Annotated in this window: 17 protein-coding genes; 11 read left to right on the forward strand and 6 right to left on the reverse strand. The window is 75.0% G+C overall.

Annotation, left to right across the window (positions count from 1 at the left end; translation table 11 throughout):
* The first annotated feature begins 15 nt into the window (after positions 1 to 15).
* Positions 16 to 687 (forward strand): TetR/AcrR family transcriptional regulator, encoded by a 672-nt coding sequence (locus ACIQVI_RS21690; protein WP_403598202.1) that lies wholly within the window; start codon positions 16 to 18, stop codon positions 685 to 687.
* Here the strand turns inward: ACIQVI_RS21690 and ACIQVI_RS21695 are convergent.
* On the reverse strand, positions 675 to 2,201 hold the full coding sequence (locus ACIQVI_RS21695; protein WP_351971650.1) for a hypothetical protein: 1,527 nt from the start codon (positions 2,199 to 2,201) through the stop codon (positions 675 to 677). The two genes, ACIQVI_RS21690 and ACIQVI_RS21695, sit on opposite strands and share 13 nt — an antisense overlap.
* Before the next feature lie 179 nt (positions 2,202 to 2,380).
* On the opposite strand from ACIQVI_RS21695, the gene ACIQVI_RS21700 reads away from it, so the two are divergent.
* The gene (locus ACIQVI_RS21700; RefSeq protein WP_403598205.1) at positions 2,381 to 3,025 is read left to right on the forward strand and encodes a DUF305 domain-containing protein; all 645 of its coding nucleotides are present in this window, start codon (positions 2,381 to 2,383) and stop codon (positions 3,023 to 3,025) included.
* Between the two features lie 211 nt (positions 3,026 to 3,236).
* On the opposite strand, the gene ACIQVI_RS21705 is transcribed toward ACIQVI_RS21700, so the two are convergent.
* Entirely contained in the window at positions 3,237 to 3,608 is a 372-nt protein-coding gene (locus tag ACIQVI_RS21705; RefSeq protein ID WP_403598208.1) for an ArsR/SmtB family transcription factor, read from the reverse strand.
* Positions 3,609 to 3,746: 138 nt separating this feature from the next.
* Between ACIQVI_RS21705 and ACIQVI_RS21710 the strand changes: the two genes are divergently transcribed.
* Both ACIQVI_RS21710 and ACIQVI_RS21715 read left to right on the forward strand, forming a co-directional pair.
* The gene (locus ACIQVI_RS21710) at positions 3,747 to 4,829 is read left to right on the forward strand and encodes an NADH:flavin oxidoreductase/NADH oxidase (protein ID WP_403598211.1); all 1,083 of its coding nucleotides are present in this window, start codon (positions 3,747 to 3,749) and stop codon (positions 4,827 to 4,829) included.
* A 98-nt stretch (positions 4,830 to 4,927) separates the two neighbouring features.
* A complete protein-coding gene (locus tag ACIQVI_RS21715) occupies positions 4,928 to 6,010 on the forward strand; it encodes a WD40/YVTN/BNR-like repeat-containing protein (protein ID WP_403598214.1) in 1,083 nt (360 codons plus the stop codon).
* 22 nt (positions 6,011 to 6,032) lie between these two features.
* Here the strand turns inward: ACIQVI_RS21715 and ACIQVI_RS21720 are convergent, their stop codons facing one another.
* Positions 6,033 to 6,710, reverse strand: coding sequence for a uracil-DNA glycosylase (locus ACIQVI_RS21720; protein WP_121832056.1), 678 nt, complete (start codon positions 6,708 to 6,710; stop codon positions 6,033 to 6,035).
* Between the two features lie 79 nt (positions 6,711 to 6,789).
* Between ACIQVI_RS21720 and ACIQVI_RS21725 the strand changes: the two genes are divergently transcribed.
* Together ACIQVI_RS21725 and ACIQVI_RS21730 are read left to right on the forward strand one after the other, a co-directional pair.
* Complete coding sequence (locus tag ACIQVI_RS21725) at positions 6,790 to 7,794, forward strand: N-acetylglucosamine kinase (RefSeq protein WP_403598218.1); 1,005 nt, start codon at positions 6,790 to 6,792, stop codon at positions 7,792 to 7,794.
* A 165-nt stretch (positions 7,795 to 7,959) separates the two neighbouring features.
* Positions 7,960 to 8,883, forward strand: coding sequence for a sirohydrochlorin chelatase (locus ACIQVI_RS21730; protein WP_403598221.1), 924 nt, complete (start codon positions 7,960 to 7,962; stop codon positions 8,881 to 8,883).
* A gap of 87 nt (positions 8,884 to 8,970) precedes the next feature.
* Here the strand turns inward: ACIQVI_RS21730 and ACIQVI_RS21735 are convergent, their stop codons facing one another.
* Positions 8,971 to 10,035 (reverse strand): lactonase family protein, encoded by a 1,065-nt coding sequence (locus ACIQVI_RS21735; protein ID WP_403598224.1) that lies wholly within the window; start codon positions 10,033 to 10,035, stop codon positions 8,971 to 8,973.
* Between the two features lie 125 nt (positions 10,036 to 10,160).
* A complete protein-coding gene (locus tag ACIQVI_RS21740; protein ID WP_351974059.1) occupies positions 10,161 to 11,663 on the reverse strand; it encodes an FUSC family protein in 1,503 nt (500 codons plus the stop codon).
* Positions 11,664 to 12,085: 422 nt separating this feature from the next.
* Here ACIQVI_RS21740 and ACIQVI_RS21745 point away from each other — a divergent pair, with 422 nt between their 5' ends.
* The 3 genes from ACIQVI_RS21745 to ACIQVI_RS21755 all read left to right on the forward strand — a co-directional run bounded on the left by ACIQVI_RS21745 (position 12,086) and on the right by ACIQVI_RS21755 (position 13,579).
* Positions 12,086 to 12,457: a hypothetical protein gene (locus tag ACIQVI_RS21745; protein ID WP_351974057.1), complete on the forward strand. Its 372-nt coding sequence runs from the start codon at positions 12,086 to 12,088 to the stop codon at positions 12,455 to 12,457.
* A 75-nt stretch (positions 12,458 to 12,532) separates the two neighbouring features.
* Positions 12,533 to 13,012, forward strand: a complete 480-nt coding sequence (locus ACIQVI_RS21750; RefSeq protein WP_351974056.1) for an Lrp/AsnC family transcriptional regulator — start codon at positions 12,533 to 12,535, stop codon at positions 13,010 to 13,012.
* Positions 13,013 to 13,183: 171 nt separating this feature from the next.
* Positions 13,184 to 13,579 (forward strand): helix-turn-helix transcriptional regulator, encoded by a 396-nt coding sequence (locus ACIQVI_RS21755; RefSeq protein ID WP_351974055.1) that lies wholly within the window; start codon positions 13,184 to 13,186, stop codon positions 13,577 to 13,579.
* 18 nt (positions 13,580 to 13,597) lie between these two features.
* Here ACIQVI_RS21755 and ACIQVI_RS21760 read toward each other — a convergent pair whose 3' ends face one another.
* A complete protein-coding gene (locus ACIQVI_RS21760) occupies positions 13,598 to 15,658 on the reverse strand; it encodes a SpoIIE family protein phosphatase (RefSeq protein ID WP_403598229.1) in 2,061 nt (686 codons plus the stop codon).
* 321 nt (positions 15,659 to 15,979) lie between these two features.
* Here ACIQVI_RS21760 and ACIQVI_RS21765 point away from each other — a divergent pair, with 321 nt between their 5' ends.
* Complete coding sequence (locus ACIQVI_RS21765) at positions 15,980 to 17,830, forward strand: serine/threonine-protein kinase (protein WP_403598232.1); 1,851 nt, start codon at positions 15,980 to 15,982, stop codon at positions 17,828 to 17,830.
* A 42-nt stretch (positions 17,831 to 17,872) separates the two neighbouring features.
* Complete coding sequence (locus ACIQVI_RS21770) at positions 17,873 to 18,676, forward strand: hypothetical protein (RefSeq protein ID WP_403598235.1); 804 nt, start codon at positions 17,873 to 17,875, stop codon at positions 18,674 to 18,676.
* The last annotated feature ends 233 nt before the right edge of the window (positions 18,677 to 18,909 follow it).

Genomic DNA, 18,909 nt, shown 5'->3' on the forward strand with positions numbered 1-18,909 from the left:
ACGCAGGAGTCCAGCATGTCCCCGCGTAGCCCATCGGTCAATGAAGAGCTTCGGCGCCGGTCGCGGGAGCGCATTCTGCAGGCCACCGTGAAGCTCGTCGACACGCGGGGCTACGAGGCGACCACGCTCGGCGACATCGCGGAGCGGGCGGGTACGGCGCGGGGGCTGGTCTCGTACTACTTCCCGGGCAAGCGGCAGCTGCTCCAGTCGGCGGTGCACCGGCTGATGCACCTCACCCTGGAGGCCGCGCTCGCGCGCGAGCCGCGCACGGAGGACGGCCGGGAGCTGCTCGCCCGTGCGATCGACGCGATCCTGGGGCTCGCGGTGGAGCGCCCGACCCTGATGCGGACCCACATGGCGGGCATCCTGCAGGCCGAGGGCTTCGTGCGGTGCGAGGAGCAGCAGCGCCTCGCCTTCCTGCTGCGCGACACGGTCGAGCGGTACGGCTCCGAGGACGTGGACACGGACTATCCGCTGCTGCGGGCCCTGCTGATGGGCGCGGTGGTGGCGGTGCTGCTGCCGGGGGCCCCGATGCCGTGGACGCGGCTGCGGTCGGAGCTGTTCGCCCGGTACGGGCTGGACTGGGAGCTCGGCGTGCCGCCGGACGGGGGTCCGCCCGACGGCACGCCGTCGTTCAGGTCGCCGACGGGCCCCGAGGGCCGCGGCGGGCCGGATCAGTCGAAGTAGTCCGGCTGCGTCTGGACGTTGAGCTCGTCCAGGCGGACCCGCTTCGCGGGGTCGGTGAGGCGGTCGGAGATCTTGAGGACGTCGAAGCCCTTGGCGATGTCGTTCGAGTAGATGTGGCCGTTGTAGTAGTACGCGGACCACGAGCCGCCGACCGACAGGGTGGTGTCGGAGAGCGGGCCGCGCTCGAAGTAGGCGATCTCCCTCGGCTTGGCCGAGTTGGTGAAGTCCCAGACGGAGACGCCGCCCTGGTACCAGGCCTGGACCATGAGGTCCTTGCCCTTGACCGGGATCAGGGAGCCGTTGTGGGCGACGCAGTTCTCGGTGGCGGCCTGGTGGCGCGGAATCTTGAAGTAGCTGCGGAAGACGAGCTTGCGCTTCTTGCCCTTGCCGACGATGTCGTAGATGCCGTCGGCGCCCCGGTTCGGGCCGACCTCGGCGTTGCAGGTGGCCGCGCCGCCGCCGCCGAGCTCGTCGGTGAAGACGACCTTGTTCGCCTTCAGGTTGAAGGTCGCGGAGTGCCAGAACGCGAAGTTGACGTTGTCCTGGACGCGGTCGATCACCCGGGGGCGCTCGGGGTCCGAGATGTCGAAGAGGATGCCGTCGCCCATGCAGGCGCCGGCCGCGAGGTCCTCCTCGGGCAGCACGGTGATGTCGTGGCAGCCGGTGGTCTTGGAGACGCCCGGGTTGGTGGGGGCGCCGGGGTTGCCGCCGCCGTCCGGGCCCTCGCCCGGGAAGAGGACGGGGAAGCCGACGAGCTTCGCCTTCTGGGGCGCCTTGCGGGGCACCTTGATGACCGAGATGCCGTCGTGCGGGGGCTGGCAGTCGGGGAACGCGGCGCCGGGGCCGTACGAGGAGACGTAGATGTACACGTTCTTGCGCTGCGGCACGATCGTGTGGGTGTGGGAGCCACAGGCGGTCTCGACGGAGGCGACGTACTTCGGGTTCCTGATGTCGCTGATGTCGAAGATCTTCATGCCCTCCCAGGACTCCTTGACCGTGGCGGGCTGGGTGGTGCTCGCGCAGGAGTCGTCGCTCCGGGAGGAGTCGGTGGAGAGGAAGAGCAGGTCCCCGGAGACCGAGATGTCGTTCTGGGAGCCGGGGCAGAGGACCTGGGCGACGGTCTTCGGGGACTTCGGCCTGCTGATGTCGAAGATCCGGAAGCCGTCGTAGTTGCCGGCGAAGGCGTACTTGCCCTGGAAGGCGAGGTCCGTGTTGAGCCCCGGCAGGGCGTCCTTGGGGATGTTCGCGAGGTGCTCGATGTTCCGGGTGTGGACGATCTCGTCCACACCGGGTATGTCGCCGCTCCGGATCGCGGAACGCGCGTCGGCCGCCTGCTCCGAGGAGACCGTGGCCCGCGCGGGGGCGTCTCCGGGGTCGGGGGTGGCGGCCACGGGCCCGGCGGCGAGCAGCGTGGCCAGCAGTCCGGCCGCGGCGGATGCCACGCCCAGGCGTCTGATCCGTCCGCGCGGGTCGCGCGCGGCGGTCGTGGTACGCGGGGTACGCAACGAAGTCACTCCGTCCTCCCTGGTGTCCGTTCACTCTTGAACGGGTGTTGGACCCCGGCAGTATCTTCCTTGCCGTGCACATCTCAACAGATGGCAACACAGACGTAATGAAGGATTCTGATCGGTCCCCCGGAGAAAAGTGCTAGGAACGGTCTCTGTCCCCGCGAGAAAACCTGGAGGTCGCGTTGTTGATCCGCCGTCAGCGTGCCGTCGCCGCCGTGGCCCTGTCCGCCGCCGCCGTACTCGCCCTGGGCGCCTGCGACTCGGCGCCGGACCAGGACGCCCCGCGGGCGGCCTCGACCGGGGGGACGGTGATCGCGCCGGGGAAGCCGGGTGAGCCGGCCCGGCGGGTGAGTCCGGAGGAGGCGGCCCGGCTGCTCCCCGACGAGAGCCCGAACGGCGCGGACTTCCGGTACGTCCAGATGATGATCGTGCACCACCGCCAGGCGCTGACGATGACGGAACTGGCGCCGGACCGGGCGGAGTCCGCCGGGGTCAGGAAGGTCGCCGAACGGATCTCGGCCGCGCAGAAGCCGGAGATCGGCGCGATGGAGGGGTGGCTGAAGAGCAACGGCGGGCCGCGCGACCAGGGGGCGCACGACCACCACTCGATGCCGGGCATGGCCACGGAGGCCCAGCTGGCCGAGTTGCGGAAGGCCCGGGGCAAGGCCTTCGACGCGCTCTTCCTGAAGCTCATGATCACGCACCACCAGGGGGCGGTGACGATGGCGGCGGAGCTGCTGGGCGCGGGCAACAACGGCCTGGTGGAGGAGATGGCGAACGACGTGATCGCCCAGCAGACGTCGGAGATCAACCGGATGCGCTCGCTGTAGGGGCGAACGCCTCGCGGCCGGGCGGTCGGGCTGCGGGGACGAACACCCTGCGGCCGGGCTGCGGGGACGAACGGCCCACGGACGGGAGTTCACGCTGACGGGGACGAACACCTCACGGCCGGGAAGTCACGCCGGCGGGGACGAACGCCCCGCGGACGGACCGCCGGGCGGTCGCACCCCCGCCCTCCCCCGCCGCCCCGCGGCCGGGCCGTCAGGCCGTCGCGCCCCCGCCCTCCCCCGCCGCCTCGCGGTCCGCCTGCGCCGTCGCCGCCGCGAGGACGGTGTCGAGGAGGCCGGGGAAGAGGGCGTCGAGGTCCTCCCTGCGCAGGACGTTGAGCTTCGCCGTCCCCCGGTACACCTGCCGGACGACCCCGCTCTCGCGCAGCACCCGGAAGTGGTGCGTCGTCGTGGACTTGGTCACCGGGAGGTCGAAGTGCGAGCAGCTCAGCTCGGTGTCCTCGCGCGCCATGTCCCGCACGATCCGCAGGCGCACGGCGTCCGCGAGCGCGTGCAGCACCTCTTCGAGGCGGATCTGGTCGCGCGCGGGGTGTTCGAGGACGCGCGGGCTGGCGGTGGTCGTCATGGCGGCGGCTCCACTTCTCCGGGAAGACGTCCATTGTACGAGGGACCTCGTAGTTTGACAGACGCCGTACTACGGTGGGTATCGTACGAGTGTCTTCGCGGCACCCCGAAACCCAGGCACCCCGAAACGGAGTCCGTCATGAGCGTCGCCCTGTTCGAGCCCTACACCCTGCGGTCCCTGACCTTCCCCAACCGGGTCTGGATGGCGCCCATGTGCCAGTACTCGGCGGAGCCGACCGGTCCGGACGCGGGTGTCGCCCACGACTGGCACTTCGCCCACTACGCCGCCCGCGCCACCGGCGGCGCCGGACTGATCCTGGTCGAGGCGACCGCCGTCGCCCCCGAGGGCCGCATCAGCCCGGCGGACCTCGGCCTCTGGAACGACGCCCAGACGGAGGGGCTGCGGCGGATCGCCGGCTTCCTCAAGGAGCACGGCACCGTCCCGGGCATCCAGATCGGTCACGCGGGGCGCAAGGCCTCGACCAACCGCCCCTGGGAGGGCCGCGGGCCCGTCGCGCCCGGCGGTGACGGCTGGCAGCCGGTCGGCCCCAGCCCGGTCCCGTTCGACGAGGGCCACCCGGTCCCGACCGAGCTGACCGAGGAGCGGATCCGGGAGATCACCGGGCAGTTCGCGGACGCGGCCCGCCGCGCCCTGGCGGCCGGGTTCGAGGTGATCGAGGTGCACGGCGCCCACGGCTACCTCATCGGCGAGTTCCTCTCCCCGCACAGCAACCACCGCACCGACGCGTACGGCGGCTCCTTCGAGAACCGGACCCGTCTCGCCCTGGAGGTCGTCGACGCGGTGCGGGCCGTGTGGCCCGAGGACCTGCCCGTCTTCTTCCGGATCTCGGCCACCGACTGGCTGGAGGAGCAGGGCTGGACGGCCGACGAGACCGTGCGGTTCGCCGCGTTGCTGCGCGAGCACGGCGTGGACCTCCTCGACGTCTCCAGCGGCGGCAACGGCGGACCGGCCCGGATCCCGGTGGGCCCCGGCTACCAGGTGCCCTTCGCCGCCCGCGTCAAGGCGGAGACCGGACTGCCCGTGGCCGCCGTCGGCCTCATCACCGAGAGCGGGCAGGCCGAGAAGATCGTCGCCAACGGCGAGGCCGACGCGGTCCTGCTCGGCCGCGAGCTGCTGCGCGACGCCTCCTGGCCCCGCCGCGCCGCCCGTGAGCTGGGCGCGGAGATCGACGCGCCGGCGCAGTACGCCTGGGCGATCTGACCGGGTCCCACGGGCCCGGGGCGCGTCCGGGAGGCGTTGTCAGTGGCCGGGTGCAGACTGGCCGCATCCGTGACGAAGACGTCCTGGAGGTGGCAGTCATGACCGACGTACTCCTCGCCGTGGGAACCCGCAAGGGCCTCTTCATCGGCCGCAGGCACGACGGGCGGTGGGAGTTCGACGATCCGGCCTTCCCCGCCCAGGCGGTGTACTCGGTCGCCGTCGACACCCGGGGGCCGGTCCCGCGCCTGCTCGTCGGCGGGGACAGCGCCCACTGGGGCCCGTCCGTCTTCCACTCCGACGACCTCGGCAAGAGCTGGACGGAGCCGGCCCGGCCGGCCGTGCGGTTCCCCGAGGACACCGGGGCCTCCCTGGAGCGCGTCTGGCAGCTGCACCCGGCGCCGGAGCACTCCCCCGGCGTGGTGTACGCGGGGACGGAGCCGGCCGCGCTCTTCCGGTCGGCCGACGGCGGCGAGTCCTTCGAGCTGGTCCGGCCGCTGTGGGAGCACCCGACCCGTTCGCGGTGGGTGCCCGGCGGGGGCGGCGAGGCCGTGCACACCGTGGTCACCGACCCCCGCGATCCGGAGGCGCTCACGGTCGCGGTGTCGACCGCCGGGGTGTTCCGGTCGCGGGACGGCGGAGCGGCCTGGGAGCCGTCCAACGAGGGCGTGTCGGCGGTGTTCCTGCCGGACCCGCACCCCGAGTTCGGGCAGTGCGTCCACAAGATCGCGCAGGACGCGGGCGATCCGGACCGGCTCTACCTCCAGAACCACTGGGGCGTCTTCCGCAGCGACGACGCGGGCGCCGCCTGGTCCGACATCGGCTCGGGCCTCCCGTCCGACTTCGGGTTCGCGGTCGCCGCGCACCCCCACCGGCCCGGCACCGCCTACCTCTTCCCCATCACGGCCGACTCCGACCGGGTCCCGGCGGGCCGCCGGTGCCGGGTCTACCGCACGACCGACGCCGGGGAGACGTGGGAGCCGCTGTCGGCCGGGCTGCCCGGCGGCGACCACTACGGCACGGTGCTGCGGGACGCGCTGTGCACGGACGACGCGGACCCGGCGGGCGTCTACTTCGGCAACCGGAACGGCGAGGTGTACGCGAGCGAGGACGACGGGGACACCTGGCGGCTCCTCGCCGAGCACCTGCCGGACGTGCTGTGCGTCCGGGCGGCGGTGGTCTGAGGGCCGCCGCCCGCGCGGGAGGTCAGGGCAGGCGCCAGTCCACCGGCTGCGCGCCCAGGCCGAGCAGGAGTTCGTTGGCGCGGCTGAAGGGCCGGGAGCCGAAGAAGCCCCGGTCCGCCGACATCGGGGAGGGGTGCGCGGACTCGACCGCCGGAAGGCCGTTCAGGAACGGGCGGGTGTTGCGGGCGTCGCGGCCCCACAGGATCGACACCAGGGGCTTGCCCCGGGCCGCGAGGGCGCGGATCGCCTGCTCGGTGACCTCCTCCCAGCCCTTGTCCCGGTGGGCGCCGGGCTTGCGCGGGGCGGTGGTCAGCGCCCGGTTGAGCAGCAGGACGCCCTGGCGGGTCCAGGGGGTCAGGTCGCCGTTCGACGGCCGGGGCAGGCCCAGGTCGGTGTGCAGCTCCCGGAAGATGTTCTCCAGGCTGCCGGGCAGGGAGCGCACCTCGGGCGCGACCGCGAAGCTCAGCCCGATCGCCATCCCCGGCGTGGGATAGGGGTCCTGACCCACGATCAGGACCCTCACGTCGTCGAAGGGCTGCTGGAAGGCCCGCAGGACGTTCGGCCCGGAAGGGAGGTAGGTCCGGCCCGCGGCAATCTCGGCGCGCAGGAAGTCCCCCATCGCCGCCACCCGTCCCGCGACGGGACTCAGGGCCTCCGCCCAGCCGGGCTCCACCAGTTCGTTCAAAGGTCGCGCTGTCACGGTCCGTCACTCTACCGGCCTACAGTGACAACGGGCCCGGACGTCCGCCCGGTCCCTCCCCGTACGAGGACGGTGCACCTTGGTTTCGGCGAACGCCCCCTCCCACGGCCCCGGCGGCCTCGTCGTCGGTGTCGACTCCGGCGGTTCGGGGCTGCGGATCGCCCTGGCCGACGCCGCGACCGGCACGGTCCTCGGCACCCGCGCCTCGCGCGAGCCGGTGCGGACCGGGCCGGGCGGGATCTCCGCCGCCCACTTCCTGGAGCAGGTCCTGCCGGCCGTCCGCGACCTGACCGGGCCCTTCGGCGGACGGCCGGTGCTCGCCGCCGCCGTGGGCGCCGCCGGCATGGCGACCCTCGGGGACGAGCTGCGGGCCGGGCTGCCGGGCGCGCTCGCGGAGGCGTGGGGGGTGCGGCGGCTCGCCCTCGCGGCCGACGCGGTCACCGCGTACGCGGGGGCGCTCGGGCAGCGGCCGGGCGCCGTCGTCGCGGGCGGGACGGGGATGATCGCGCTCGGCACGGACCTGGCGGCCTGGCGGCGGGCCGACGGCTGGGGGCACCTCCTGGGCGACTGCGGCAGCGGCGCCTGGATCGGCCGGGCCGGCCTGGAGGCGGCGATGCGCGCGCACGACGGGCGGCGCGGCGGTTCGGCGGCGCTCCTGGACCGGGCCGAGAAGCTGTTCGGACCGGTGGCGGGCCTTCCGGGCGTGCTCTATCCCCGTACGGACCGGCCCGCGGTGCTCGCCTCCTTCGCGCCCGAGGTGGGGCGCTGCGCCCCGGAGGACCCGGTGGCGGCGGACATCCTCGCGCGGGCCGGTACGCACATCGCGGAGGCGGCCGGGGCCGCGTGCCCGGCCGGGGCGGGGGCGGTGGTGGCGCTGACCGGGGGGCTGTTCCGGATGGGCGACCCCCTGCTCGTACCCCTGCGGGCCGCGCTCGGGGAGCTGCTCCCGCACGCCCGGACGGTGGAGGCCGCCGGGGACCCGCTGGCCGGGGCGGTCGCCCTCGCGTCGGCGCTCGCCGCCGGGACGCTCCGGCTGCCGGAGGACCCGTCGCTGCTCCGGCTGTTCGGCCCCGGGTCCGGGTAGCGGGGCATCCGCCCAGGTGGGAGCGGGTGCGGCGGGCCGGGGCGGGGCCCGGGGACGGCGTACGCGGGCGGAAGCGGCGCCGGGGACCGGACATAGGGGGACAGAAGACGTGTGACCGCACCTCAGCGAACGGCGCCGGGGGCGAAACCAGTAACATGCGGCGCCATGAGCTCCCCCAATGGGCCCGCTTCCGGCCTGCCTGTACGAATGCCTCGACCCCGCCAGTCCGGGCGGCACCGTCGCCCCGAACCCGCGGCGGCGCCCGAGGGCGCTCCCGCACTGGTCCTCGCCGTGCCCGGCGCGCCCTCCGCCGCCATACGCTCGCTGGCCGAAGAGGTCGTGAGCATCGCCCGTTCCGAGCTGCCCGGCCTGGAGGCCGCGATCGGCTTCCTGGAGGGCGACGACGTCGAGTTCCCGTCCCTGGCGAACGTGCTGACGGCCGTCGAGGCGCTGCGCACCGAGCGGTACGAGCTGGCCGTGGCCGCCGGCCGCGAGGTCACCGCCCCGACGGGCCCGGCCGCGGTGGTCGTCCCGCTGCTCGCCGGTCCGGACAGCGCCCAGACGCGCCGGGTCCGCCAGGCCGTGATGGACGGCGGCAACACCGCCGAGCTGACCGACGTCCTCGGTCCGCACCCGCTGCTCGCGGAGGCGCTGCACGTGCGCCTGTCGGAGGCGGGCCTGGCCCGCGCCGACCGCGCCCGCCTCTTCACGGTCACGACGGCCGCCGACGGCATCATCCTGGCCACGGTCGGCGGCGAGGAGGCCGTGCAGGCCGCCGGGATCACCGGCATGTTGCTGGCCGCGCGCCTCGCCGTGCCGGTGATCGCCGCCGCGCTCGACCAGGAGGGTTCGATCGCCTCCGTCGCCGAGCAGCTGCGCGCCGCCGGCTCGGAGCAGCTGGCCCTCGCGCCGTACCTGATCGGTCCCGAGCTGGCCGAGGGGCTGCTCGACGAGGCCTCGAAGGAGGCCGGCTGCGCCGCCGCCGAGCCGCTGGGCGCCTACCCGGCGATCGGCAAGCTGGTGCTCTCGCAGTACTCGGCCGCGCTGGGCATCCCGCCGCAGCAGCCGCAGGGCGCGCCCGCGCTCTGAGGGCGGCGACGCCGTTCGCCGCTCCCACGGAAGGGCCCGCACCGGACGGTGCGGGCCCTTCGGCGCGTCCGGCCGGAGGGGCGGCGCTCAGCCGAGGACGACGCAGGAGGCCGCCGGGACCTCGATCGCGCCCGCGCGGGCCGGGACGCCGGTGTCGGGGTCGACGGAGAACCAGGTGACGTCGCCGGAGCGCTCGTTCGCCGCGTACAGGTGCCGTCCGGAGGGGGCGAGGGTCAGGTCGCGGGGCCAGGTGCCGCCGCAGGGCACGGTGGCGGTCAGCTCGGCCTTCGCGCCGTCCGGGTCGAGGGCGAGGACGGCGAGGGTGTCGTCGCCGCGGATCGCGGCCCAGAGGAAGCGGCCGTCGGGGGCGACGACCACCTCGGAGGGGTAGCTGGGGCCGGGGGTGCCCTCGGGGACGACGGGGGTCTCGCCGAGCGGTTCGAGGGTGCCGGTCTCCGCGTCCCAGCGGCAGACGGTGAGGACGGGCGCCAGCTCGTGCAGGACGTAGGCGTGGGTGCCGGACGGGTGGAAGGCGAGGTGGCGCGGGCCCGTGCCGGGGCGCAGCGCGGTCTCGCCGTGGAGGACGGGCGCTCCGGTGGCGGGGTCGAGGGCGTAGATCCACACGGAGTCGGTCCCGAGGTCCACGCTCAGGGCCCAGCGGCCACTGGGGTCGGGGAGCACCTGGTGGGCGTGCGGGCCGCTCTGGCGGTCCGTGACGGGCCCGTCGCCCTCGTGGCGCAGGACGGCCGAGGCGGGGCGGACGGCTCCGTCCGCGGCCAGGGGCAGGGCGGTGACGCTGCCGGAGGTGTAGTTGGCGGTGAGGAGGTATCCCGCGGCCAGGGAGAGGTGGGTGGGTCCCGCGCCGTCGACCGGGACGGGCGCGCCGAGCGGGCGGGGCTCGGGTCCGGTGACGTCGAAGGCGGCGGCCGCGCCCTCGTCGGTCTCGGACACGGCGTACAGCAGGGGGCCCGCGAGGGCGAGGAAGGAGGGGTCGGCGACGGCGTCGCTGGCGCCGGTGACGGTCAGCGCGCCCGTCCCGGCGTCGACCTCGGCGATGAGGACCCCGCGTCCGCCCGCCGAGGTGAAGGAACCGATGTAGGCGCGGACCGCGCCCTCGTGCTCCCGGTCCCGAACCGTTCCTGTGTCGCCCACGGCGTCTCCCCTGTCCCGGTGCCGGTCGCGTTCGGCCGGCCGTTCCGCGGCCGACGGTAGCAGGGGTCTAGACCAAAGGGCCGGAACCGGGGATCGGTTCCGGCCCCGCGTCGAAGCGTTCCGGTTCAGGCGGCCGGGACCAGGGGTGCGCGCGGGGAGGTGCGCAGGGGTGCGGCGAGGTCGACGAGCGCCTGCTCCAGGCCGTGCAGATGGCCGAGGGCGGCCTCGGCGCCGGGGTGGTGGCGCGGCACCCCGGCCGCTTCGGCGACCGAGGACCGTACGGGTTTCGCCGGGGGTACGAGGGCGTGGACGGCGGCCTCGACGCGCCAGGCGGCGGCCGCGAGCCGGGCGTCGTGCGAGGCGTCCGGGTCGGCGGCGACGGCGGCGAGGCCCCTGATCTCGCGGGCGCAGTCGTCCAGGAGGGCGAGGACCCGGCGGGCGCGGGCCTTGCGGGCGCGCAGCGGGCTCAGCGGGTGCACGAGCGGGGCGAGGGAGAGCCGGACCCGGCCGAGCAGGAGTTCCAGTTCGGCGGCGTGCGGCGCCGGGTCGGCGTCCGGGTCCCCGGCGAGCCGGCGGGCGGCGGCCGTGGTGCAGGTGTGCACGCAGGTCACGGCCCGCTCGATCCAGGCGTTGGTGGCGGCGTGCGTGGTCACGGGCAGCAGGGCGACGCCGATCGCGGCGCCGATCGCGCCGACGGCCGTCTCCTGGAAGCGCAGGACGAGGAGCCCGGGGTGGAGGACGCCGAGCAGCCCGTAGAGGAGTCCGGCCATGACGGTCACGAAGAACATCATCCAGCTGTACGAGAGCGGGGCGGTGTAGAAGATCCCGAAGACGCACACGGCGACGAGGAGGGCGGTCGGGGCGGGCGCGCCGCCCAGCGGGACGGCGATCAGGAGTCCGGCGGCGATGCCGGTCACGGTGCCGAGGACCCGGCGGAAGCCCCGGACGAGGGTCTCGCCGCGCGAGGCGGTGTTGACGAAGATCCACCAGGCGGTGCCGACGGCCCAGTACCAGCGCTCGGGGGAGATCAGCTGGCCGGCGGCGAGGGCGACGGCGCAGGCGACGGTGGCCTGGAAGGCCTGGCGGGTGGTGGGGCGGGCGAGGCCGGCGCCCGGCAGCGGGACGGGCGCGGCGGGCGGCGGGACGCGCCGCTCGATGCACCAGGCGCCGAAGCGGACGGCGCCGGAGGCGAGCAGGGCGAGGGCCACGGCCGCGTACAGCTCGGGCAGCTGCGCGGGGAGCGCGTGCAGGAACTGCGTCACGAAGAACTGCATGAAGGCGAAGATGCCGAGTGCGTGTCCGCGCGGGCCCCAGCGGCGGGCGTAGACCCCGGCGAAGACGACGAGGAGCCAGGTGGCGTCGCGCAGGAGGGGGGCGTCGTGGAGGAGGGTCGCCAGGGCGAGGACGGGGAAGCCGGCGGCCGGCAGCAGGGCGGTGGTGACGGCCTGGCGGCGCACGGTCGGGTCGCCCACGGTGAAGAGGGCGAGCAGCGCGGCGAGGCCTGCCGTGATGGAGGCGGTGAGGGAGAACCCCGCGAGTTCGGCCAGCGCGACCGCGAGGCCGATGCCGAGGACCGCCCGCAGGGAGACGCGCAGTCGGACGAGGCCCGGATCCGGGGCCACGAACATCTTCTTCACGGCCAAGGCCGCCCCCTTGTCTTGCCTTTCGCCGGCCGCGCGGCGCCCCGGGGTGGTGGGGTCGCGCGGACACGACGAAGGCGCCGCGGTCCGGACCGGCCTCGTCGCCGCCCCGGCGCTGCGCGGCGCCGAAAGTACGTGGATACGACACAGGAAAACACTCCGGAGCCCATTGGCTCAACTCATCGCGGATGCACTGGGCCATTGGCCCGATTCACCGATCTCCCTGTGCTCCACTGGTGGGCCAACGGACCATTTCCGCCGGAGCGCCGCCGTCACGGCGGAAGGAGGCGGTGGCCCGGATTCCGGTGAAAGGCGGTTCCGGGCCTCGACGGTTCGCCCCGCACCGGCCTATCCTCACTCCTTACTTACTCGTCAGTAACAGTTCCGTACCGTCGTTTCGGAGGATCCCCATGCCCCGGCCCGCACGCTCCGCCCTCGCTCTCGCCGGCCTGATGGCCGCCGCGGGCACCGCCCACTTCCTCGTCCCCAGGCCGTTCGACTCGGTCGTGCCGCGCGCCCTGCCGGGCAGCCCGCGGACCTGGACGCGGATCAGCGGGGTCGCCGAGCTGGCGCTCGCCGCCGGTCTCGCGGTGCCGGGCACGCGCCGGGCCAGCGCCCGCGCGACCGCCCTCTTCTTCGCGGCCGTCCTCCCGGCCAACGTGAAGATGGCGCACGACTGGCGCCACCGCCCCGCGGCGGCCAGGGCCGTCGCCTACGGCCGCGTCCCCCTCCAGCTCCCCCTGATCCTCTGGGCCAGGCACGCGGCCCGCGCGGAGGACTGAGGACCGGGGAGCGCGAAGGCCCGGGAAGCGTAGAGTCGGCCCCGGGCAGGCGGGACCGAAGGAGGCCGGCGGGGCATGGCGGTGGACGAGCTCGACACCCGGATCCTGCGGCTGCTGATCGAGCGGCCGAGGACGAGCGTGCGCGAGTACGCGCGGATCCTGGGCGTGGCGCGGGGCACCGTGCAGGCCCGGATCGACCGGCTGGAGCGGGACGGGGTGATCACCGCGACCGGGCCGGTCCTCTCCCCCGCCGCCCTCGGCCATCCGGTGCTCGCCTTCGTGCACGTCGAGGTGACCCAGGGACATCTGGACGAGGTCGGGGACGCCCTCGCGGCCGTGCCGGAGATCGTGGAGGCCTTCTCCATCACCGGCGGCGGCGATCTGCTGACCCGGGTGGTGGCGCGGGACGCCGGGCACCTGGAGGACGTCATCCAGCGGCTCATCCAGCTGCCCGGGGTGGTCCGCACCCGGACCGAGATCGCACTGCGCGAGCGGGTGCCCCACCGGCTGCTGCCGCTGGTCGAGGCGGTCGGACGAGGTCCGGGAAATCCCTGAATCCCCGCACGGGCTCGCGGATGCGGAGGCCCGGGAAGTCCCTGGATCCCCGCGCAGGCTCGCGGATGCGGAGGCCCGGGAAATCCCCGAATCCCCACCCAGGCTCGCATATGCGGCGGAATGGGCCATTTAGCCTTGCATACGCGACGACCCGCTGCTTAATCTGCGCACATGCAGTCCTACACCATCGGGCAGGCGGCGCGTCTGCTGGGCGTGAGCCCCGACACGGCACGCCGCTGGGCCGACGCGGGCCGGGTCACCACCCACCGCGACGAGAACGGCCGGCGGCTCATCGACGGCCGCGACCTCGCCGCCTTCGCCGTCGAGGTCGGACAGGGCGCCGCCGGGGACGGCGAGGAGCCGTACACCTCGGCGCGCAACGCGTTCCCCGGGATCGTGACCGCGGTCAAGCTCGGGGACGTCGCGGCCCAGGTCGAGATCCAGGCCGGCCCGCACCGGCTCGTCTCGCTCCTCACCCGGGAGGCCGTGGAGGAGCTGGGCCTCCGGGTCGGGATGCGGGCCACCGCGCGCGTGAAGTCGACCAGCGTGCACATCGACCTGGCCTGACCCCCGGGAGCGGCGGGCTCAGCCGACGGCGCGGGCGACCAGGATCGCCACGTCGTCCTGGGCGGTGCCCCCGAGGAGCCGTACGAGCACCTCGTCGCACAGCGCGTCCAGGGGCCGGTCCAGCGGGCGGAGCGCCCGGGCTAGCTGCCCCATGCCCTCGTCGAGGTCCCGGTCGCGGGCCTCGACGAGGCCGTCCGTGTAGAGGACCAGGAGTCCGCCCCCGGGCAGGACGACCTCCTCCGTGCCGAAGTCGTGCGCCCCCGTGCCCAGCGGCGTGCCCGGCGGGCCTTCGAGGAAGCGGACGGTCCCGTCCGGGGTGGCGACGGCCGGCGGCGGATGGCCCGCGCGGGCGATCGTCCAGCGGCCGGCGGCCGGGTCGTGGACCGCGTAGACGCAGGTCGCCATCTCGTCCTCGCCGAGGTCGGCCACGACGGCGTCGAGGGAGCTGAGCATCCGGGCCGGCGGGATGTCGTGCCGGGCCAGGGTCCGCACGGCGGTGCGCAGCTGGCCCATGACCGCCGCCGCGTGGATGCCGTGGCCCATGACGTCGCCGATGACGAGTCCGGTCCTGCCGCCGGGCAGGGCGATGGCGTCGAACCAGTCGCCGCCCACGTCGTGGGAGCTCGCGGGCAGGTAGCGGCCGGTGAGTTCGAGACCGGCGACGGCGGGGAGCACGTTGTTGGTGAGGGAGCGCCGGAGGGTGAGGGCGGCCTCCCGCTGGGTGGTGTAGAGGCGGGCGTTGTCGATGTTGAGGGCGGCGCGGGCCACGACCTCGTCGATGAGGACCCGATCCTGGGCGTCGAAGGGCTCGCGGGTCCGCAGCCGGGTCACCGTGACCGTGCCGAGGACCGTGCCCCGGGCCACCAGCGGCACGACCCGCGCCGAGCCGATGCGGCCGGCGAAGTAGGTGCGCAGCGGCTCGGCGCGCGGGCCGCCGAAGAGGGCCGGCAGGTCGGACGCGTAGAGGTCGGTGGGCCGCCCCTGCGCGACGGCCCGCTCGTACGCGGAGTCGAGCGGGATCTGGAAGGTCTGGCCCGGCAGCAGCTGGGCTGTGGGAGCCGCCGGTTCGGGGAACCGGGCGGCGAGCCGCCGCAGCACGCCGCGGGTGGAGGCGGCCGACTCGTCCGGCGCGAGGACCGACTCCAGCATCTGCACGTCGGCCGAGTCGGCGAGCTGCGGCACCAGGAAGCGGACGGCCTCCTCGGCCGTTCGCCCGAGGTCCAGGGTGGTGCCGATGCGGGCGCCGGCCTCCGCGAGCAGGGCGAAGCGGCGGCGGGCCCGCTCGACCTCGTCGTGCGCCTCCTGGCTCTCGGTGATGTCGACGAGCGAGGCGATGAGCCCCAGGGACCGGCGGTCGCCGCGGTCGAGGAGCGGGGCGTACGAGCAGGACCAGACGCGGTCGCGGCCGGGGTCGGCGGGGGTGCGGCCGACCCGGCGGGCGTCGACGACGGCGGTGCCGCTGTGGAGGACCTGCCGCATGAGGGCTTCGAGCGAGTCGGCGTTGACGCCGGGCACGACCTCGGTCAGGCGGCGGCCCACGTGCTCGGCGGCCGGAACGCCGTTCATCCGGGCCAGGGCGTCGTTGACGCGCAGGAAGCGCAGGTCGGGGCCGAGCAGGGCGAGGCCGATGGGCGACTGGGTGAAGAGGCTCTCCATCGCCGCCAGGTTCTCGCGCATCCGCAGGACCTCGGAGGTCTCCACGGCGATGAGCATCGCCCCCGTCCGCCCCTCCGGGTCGGCCGCCGGCACGATCCACATCTCCATGGCGACCGTGTGGCCGTCGCGGTGGCGGACGGGCAGCGTGCCCATGATGGTCTCGCCCGCCTGGACGCGGAGGGTGAGCCGGTCGGCGAGCTCCCGGTTGGCGTCGGGGACGAGGAGCGGGGTGGCGAGCCGGCCGAGCACGTCCTCGGGACGGTGGCCGAGGAGGTCCTGGGCGGCGAGGGACCATTCGAGGACGCGGCCGTCGGCGTCCTCCCGCCAGAGGGCGATCGGCAGCAGCTCGCGGAGCACGCCCGCGTCCCCCACGACCGCCCGGGGCGGCTGCGGAACCCTGCTCGACGACTGGTGAGTCTCCAACGCATCGCCCTACGCCTCGGCCCCGGAGGGAGCAATCCCTATCGAATCACCCTATAGGAGACGGTGACGGCGGGCGCCGCACGTGCGGCCGATCGGTGATCCCGGCCGCTCGGGGGCGGAAGGTGACAGTACGGGCCGGAAGCGGCGAAGATCTGGACGGACGCCCCCGGGCGGACCCGTACGGCCCCGCTTCCCGGGGCCCGTACGGGCCTCCGGAGGCCGACGGGTGGACGACGTGTACGGCGAAGCGGGCGGCGGCCCGGCCGGGGGGCCGGTGCCGCTCCGAGGACCAGAGAACGACCCGAGTACAGGGGTGCGCGCGTGAGCAGAGTGATCGACGGCCGTTTCGAGCTGGTGAAGCGGCTGGGCGGCGGCGGCATGGGAACGGTGTGGCGTGCCCGGGACCTGGCCCTCCACCGTGACGTGGCGCTCAAGGAGGTGCGCCCGCCGGACCCCGCGATGGCCGAGTACGACACCGAGGGCGCGCGGACCCTGCGCGCGCGGGTGCTGCGGGAGGCCCGCGCGCTGGCCCGGATCGTCCACCCCAACGTGGTGACGATCCACCACATCGTGGACGCGGGCGAGGGCACCTACCCGTGGCTCGTGATGGAGCTGGTCACCGGCGGTTCCCTCCAGGACCGGCTCGACCGGGGCACGATGACCCCCGCCGAGGCCGCCGGAATCGGCCGCGAGCTGCTCTCGGCGCTGCGCGCCGCCCACGGCCTGGGCATCGAGCACCGCGACGTGAAGCCCGCCAACGTGCTGCTGCGGCCCGACGGGCGGCCGGTCCTCACCGACTTCGGCATCGCGGCGATCCAGGAGTCCACCTCCCTGACCGCCTCCGGCTCGATCATCGGCTCGCCCGACTACATGGCGCCCGAGCGGATCCGGGGCGGCACGAGCGGCCCGGCGGCCGACCTGTGGTCCCTTGCCATGCTGCTGTACGTGGCGGTGGAGGGCCGCCACCCGCTGCGCCGGGAGAGCACCCTGGCGACCCTGGCGGCGGTCATCTCCGACGACGTGCCGCCGCCGGTCCGGGCCGGCGCGCTGACCGGCGTACTGACCCGGCTGCTGGTACGGGACCCGGCGGCGCGACCGGACGCGGAGGAGGTCGACCGGGCGCTGGCGGCCGTCGTGGCGGGCACGGCGGGGGACGACGGGGCGGTACGGGACCGGGTGCCGGGCTTCGGGGAGCCGGGGCCGGGGGCGGGGCCCGGAGCAGCGGGTTCGGGAGCGGTCGGCTTCGGGGCGCCGGGGTCCGGGGGCTTCGGCGCCGGGGCGTCCGGGCCTGGTACGGGGTTCGGGGCTCCCGGCTCCGGGTTCGGGGCCCCCGGCCCTGGCTCCGACTTCGGCCCCGGCTCTGGCTCCGGCTCCGGCTCCGGCTCCGGCTCCGGCTCCGGGGGGACGACGTCGTTCCGTCTCGCGCCGCCGTCGGCGGGCCCTGCGGGCTTCCCCGGCGGCTCCCCCGCGACCGCTCCGGTGAAGGACGCTCCCGGGCGGCGCGGGCGCCGGACCCTCGTGGCGGCCGCCGTGGCGGCGGTCCTGGCGGTGGGGATACCCGTCGCCGTCGTGAACTGGGACCGGGGCACGCACGAGCCGAACGACAAATCGACCGCCGCCCCCTCGCAGCAGGGACCGGGCGCCCAGAAGCCGGTGGGGTCCACGGCGCCCACGACGGCACCCGCGCAGGAGCCCACGGAGGAGGCCACCGCCGGGAAGCTCGACCTGCTGACGCCCGCCGGGATCCGGACCGCCGTCGAGGCGGTCCAGGCGGCCTCGGGCAACACCAAGGTCACCAGCTTCGTCGTGTACCCGGAGTACGCGATGGCCGAGGCGATGGTCAAGGGCAGCACGAAGCGCTACGACCGGTACATGTACCGGGGCGGGGACGTGGCCGTCCGGCAGGGCCCCGGCGGCACCGCCTCCCCGGGCGCGGTCCCGGTCGACCTGGACTCCTTCGCCTGGGACGCCCTGCCGACCCTGATGAAGCGCGCCGAGAAGGAGCTGGGGGTGCCGGAGCCGACCAGCCGCTATCTGATCGTCACCCCGGGCTCGACGCTCACGGGGAACGCCGCCGGGATGAGCATCTACCTGTCCGACGCGTACGGATCGGCCTACATGGCGGCCGACGCGAAGGGCCGGGTGACCTCCGTCTATCCCCGCGAGGACTGACGGCCGGGACGGGCCGCCCCGGGCGGCGCCTAGGCTGGCGGGATGCTCCCGCCCGCCGACCGCGCCGCCCTGGACCTGCTCGACGCGCACCTGGAGGCGCTCCGGGACGGGCAGGACCTCCCGCTCCTCCCACAAGGCCCCGCCGGTGAAGGGGACGACGAGCTCGTCCGCTGGGCCCTCGACCGGCTCCGGCGCGTGCCCCGCGAGCCGACGGACGCCTTCGTCCGTCACGTCGGCGGTCTGCTCGTGGAGTTCCGCGGCCACCGCTGCCCCTGGAACGCGGCGGCGCTGCGGCTGCTGGACGACACGTACACCTTCGTGGCCACCGGGCCCCGGCGGCACGAGGACTGGGCACACGACGTCCACGCCGTGCTGCACCGGGCGGTCCCCGATCCCCGGGGCTGGCTCCGCCTGGACGGGGACCGCCTCGACACGGCCCGCCACACGGTGCCCTCGTACCCCTTCGCGCCTCCGGACCCGGCGGAGATCCGGGAGCGCCTCCATCCCCTGGAGGCGGAGGCGGCGGTCGGCGCGCTCGCCGTCATGGCCGAGGAGTGGCAGGGGGAGTCCGCCCCCGTCCGCTCCCGCCCGGACCGGGACGCCCTGCTGGCGGACGCCCGTACCCTGCTCGACCGGTACGGGCCCGCGGCGCGCCACTGGACCAACGCGACGGCCGCCGCCGCCGACCCGGCCCCGGACTTCCTCGCGGCGGGCCTGCGGGGCACGCGGTCCCACACCTTCCTGACCCCGGAGTACCTCAACGGCCTCGACCTCTTCGAGGACCTGGGCGTGGTCGTGGTGAACGACGACGAGGTGGGCGTCTTCTGGTCGTTCGGGGCGTACTGACGCCGTACGGGAGCGGGCCGGGGGCGTGGGGTCCGGGGGCGGAAGGGATACGGATAAGGTGGCGGTCGGCCCCGGATCCGGGCCCGTATCCATTGCGTTCTCCCACGAATTGAGGTAGCCGGACCATGGCCGCGAGCCGCGAGCCGCGAGCCGCGAGCCGCGAGCCGCGAGCCGCGAGCCGCGAGCCGCGAGCCGCGAGCCGCGAGCCGCGAGCCGCGAGCCGCGAGCCGCGA

This window comes from Streptomyces sp. NPDC098101, from assembly GCF_044760185.1.
Lineage (GTDB): Bacteria > Actinomycetota > Actinomycetes > Streptomycetales > Streptomycetaceae > Streptomyces.

Excerpts from the sequence above, each read along its gene's own strand:
- ACIQVI_RS21745 (WP_351974057.1), top strand. The coding sequence starts at position 12,086 with ATGCCCCGGCCCGCACGCTCCGCCCTCGCTCTCGCCGGCCTGATGGCC.
- ACIQVI_RS21740 (WP_351974059.1), bottom strand. The coding sequence starts at position 11,663 with ATGTTCGTGGCCCCGGATCCGGGCCTCGTCCGACTGCGCGTCTCCCTG.
- ACIQVI_RS21705 (WP_403598208.1), bottom strand. The coding sequence starts at position 3,608 with ATGACGACCACCGCCAGCCCGCGCGTCCTCGAACACCCCGCGCGCGAC.
- ACIQVI_RS21715 (WP_403598214.1), top strand. The coding sequence starts at position 4,928 with ATGACCGACGTACTCCTCGCCGTGGGAACCCGCAAGGGCCTCTTCATC.
- ACIQVI_RS21755 (WP_351974055.1), top strand. The coding sequence starts at position 13,184 with ATGCAGTCCTACACCATCGGGCAGGCGGCGCGTCTGCTGGGCGTGAGC.
- ACIQVI_RS21690 (WP_403598202.1), top strand. The coding sequence starts at position 16 with ATGTCCCCGCGTAGCCCATCGGTCAATGAAGAGCTTCGGCGCCGGTCG.
- ACIQVI_RS21710 (WP_403598211.1), top strand. The coding sequence starts at position 3,747 with ATGAGCGTCGCCCTGTTCGAGCCCTACACCCTGCGGTCCCTGACCTTC.
- ACIQVI_RS21770 (WP_403598235.1), top strand. The coding sequence starts at position 17,873 with ATGCTCCCGCCCGCCGACCGCGCCGCCCTGGACCTGCTCGACGCGCAC.
- ACIQVI_RS21750 (WP_351974056.1), top strand. The coding sequence starts at position 12,533 with ATGGCGGTGGACGAGCTCGACACCCGGATCCTGCGGCTGCTGATCGAG.
- ACIQVI_RS21730 (WP_403598221.1), top strand. The coding sequence starts at position 7,960 with ATGAGCTCCCCCAATGGGCCCGCTTCCGGCCTGCCTGTACGAATGCCT.